1 protein-coding gene is annotated in these 2718 nt (G+C 36.9%); it reads right to left on the bottom strand.

Translation table 11 applies throughout. The features are described from left to right. Positions 1 to 148: 148 nt before the first annotated feature. A complete protein-coding gene (ltrA, locus tag BABA_RS02425) occupies positions 149 to 1960 on the bottom strand; it encodes a group II intron reverse transcriptase/maturase (protein ID WP_007083532.1) in 1812 nt (603 codons plus the stop codon). Positions 1961 to 2718: the final 758 nt, after the last annotated feature.

Below are 2718 nucleotides of genomic sequence, written 5' to 3'. Positions count from 1 at the left end.
ATTGATGACAGATAGGTAAGGGTTTGAAGTTATCGCTCCCTTTTCCCCCTGCTCGCACCGTAGGTGCAACTTTCATCGCATACGGCGCTCCAACTAGTCCAATTCATTCAATTCTATGTATTTAAATGAAGCTAGTTTGGTACCAAATTTAGATTGCACGGTTTCCGCATTTTTTTCGTAATTCATTGACCTTTTCCTTCTGCTTTTTATTCAGTTGGAAGGAATTAAGTAGAACTTTGATTTTCTCAATATCTTTTAAATGTACAAGTCGATGAACTGCTTTATGAAGCACTGTCAGATTGGAAAACCTATCATCTTTTGACAAATGAAACGGATTCTTATGGTGACAGTGCCAGTCATTCGTACCAAGTTCAAATCCCGTTATGGCACACCTTCCGTATTGGGCTATGAACTTACTAATGCGGTTATCGTTATATTCAATCGTTCGATTTGGAATGAACTTTTTCATGACATTACTTAACACTCTTTTGTTAATCGCTTTGAGGTTGTTGTGTATTTTCGCTCTGCCTTGGACAGTATAGTTACACGTTCCTTGGGAAAAACATAGGTTTGTTTTATGCCGTTGGGCATAAATGGGGACAAACACCATATCTTGTATTTTAAAATATTGTGGTAAGTAACCTTTATAGCGTTTTTGTAGTGTGTTAGTCATATCTTCAAACGTAGCTTCGGTTCTGATCTTCTTCAATCGATTATATAGAGTCTTGTTTAGATGGGAGGACAACTCACTTAGATTTTTAGAAATTTGAGTGGCTGCTGCGTAATAGTTTTGAATTCCCATTACGACAGTATTGTAATGCCAAACTGTTTCTGCACATGGCTTTTTCTGAATTGCTTTTATAGAATCCTTAATTTTTATGAGTGCATTGGACTTCGCTTTCTTCGTCATATTTGATTGAGCTACATATCCCATCCTTGTTTTTCCTTTCCTAATCACTCGGAAAGAGAATCCAAGGAATTCTGACGAATTCTTCTTTAAGTTAATAACCTTTGATTTTTCATCACTTGTTTCAAGATGTAGTCTAGTTTTAAGAAAATCCTTAATGGCATAATTCATTTTAATCGCTTGCGAGCGTGTACGACATAACACTTTAAGGTCATCAGCGTATCTAACAATGTAACATTCTTTTAGGTTTGATTTCTTGAGTGCTTTTACTTTGCTTCCATTATGTTTATATTCATGGTTACTCTGAAAATTTTCCCATTGATTACTAACCCACCAATCGAGTTCATTTAGAACAATATTCGATAAAAGTGGTGAGAGAATACCGCCTTGCGGGGTTCCCTTTGTTGGTACACCTTCTCCTTCAATCTTTGCTTTTAATAGCTTTGATATGATAGAGAGTAATGGTTTATCTTTTATTCCAAGTGACCATATTTGTTTAAGTAATTTACTGTGATGCACATTATCGAAAAACCCTTTTATGTCTACATCGATACAATGATAGAGACCAACCATGTTTACGAGCGATTCCAATCTTGCTTTCGCATGATGAGTGCTTCTATTCGGTCTGAAGCCATAACTGTGTTTATGAAATTTCGCCTCACAAATGGGTTCTAAAACTTGTAAGATACATTGCTGGAGAATTCTATCCCATATCGTCGGGATTCCTAATGGTCTTACTTTCCCATTTGCTTTGGGAATGAAAACACGCCGAACACTTTCTGGTGCATATGCTCGAAACATATTTTTGACATATTCGACTACCTTTTCTACTGATAAAAATTTAATATCATCAATCGTTAACTTATTTGTCCCCGCCGTTTTACTCCCTGTATTTCTCTTGATATTTCGATAAGCAAGACGTATATTTTCATTGGAACTAATCAGTTTCATTAAGTCATAGAAATTTTGTCCATCGACACTTTGAGCATACAAGTTGTCAAAACAATGTTGCATATCGTAATACTCACTGTGTCTCAGTTTCTTTCGTTTCAACAAGTCGGTGACTCCCTTGGGAGTTGAACCTCTTTTAGTCTCACAAGAACCTTATTAACCGATAAAGAACTGTCTTACATGGTTGAATGATTCTTCAATAGTCTAGTGGCTATCCCTTCGGGTTGATTAGACCTTTCATCGGTACTGTGCCACCACTTTCACTGATACAAAGATAAGTTATACAGTAGCTATTATCACTAGTGTTTTCCTTATCAACGCTTCGTTAGGAGTAAGCCCTCCACGTTATCAGCTTACAACGTTGAATTATATCTATTATAGAAAGAACTTAGGTGCTTCCTCTAAGCCTGTTAGTCTCATACGCCTGTAACGTATCATGGATTTTCATATTACTCAGTCTTACTCATCCACTACTAACCTCACATATAGTGATATACACATTTCTATGTATTGTGCGTGTAGACCTGTACATTCAGAAGTTTGTCAGCTTAACCTTTTTCTCGGAGGTTTATTCGCATTCTCACCATATTCATTCAACTCAAGCATTATGATTTACACCACCCCCGCGGGTAGGCTTTCGTCAGCCGAACTGATACGGTAAATTCTCACGCCTTTTTGCCGAGCTGATAACACTATTATTCTTACTAAATCCAGTGCTATTCGACTCAGAGAGAACCCTTCAAGACGTTACTCTATCATTTGATTCTTCGATATAACCCTTCAGTTCCGTAAGGAACTGTCTAACCTTTACCTGAGTAATGTGACCATTCTCAATTTAAGTTAGAAACATTTCGCACAAG

Source organism: Neobacillus bataviensis LMG 21833, from assembly GCF_000307875.1.
Lineage (GTDB): Bacteria > Bacillota > Bacilli > Bacillales > Cytobacillaceae > Neobacillus > Neobacillus bataviensis.
Note: the sequence above shows the minus strand (reverse complement) of the source record. Positions and strands in the feature narration are given on the sequence as shown.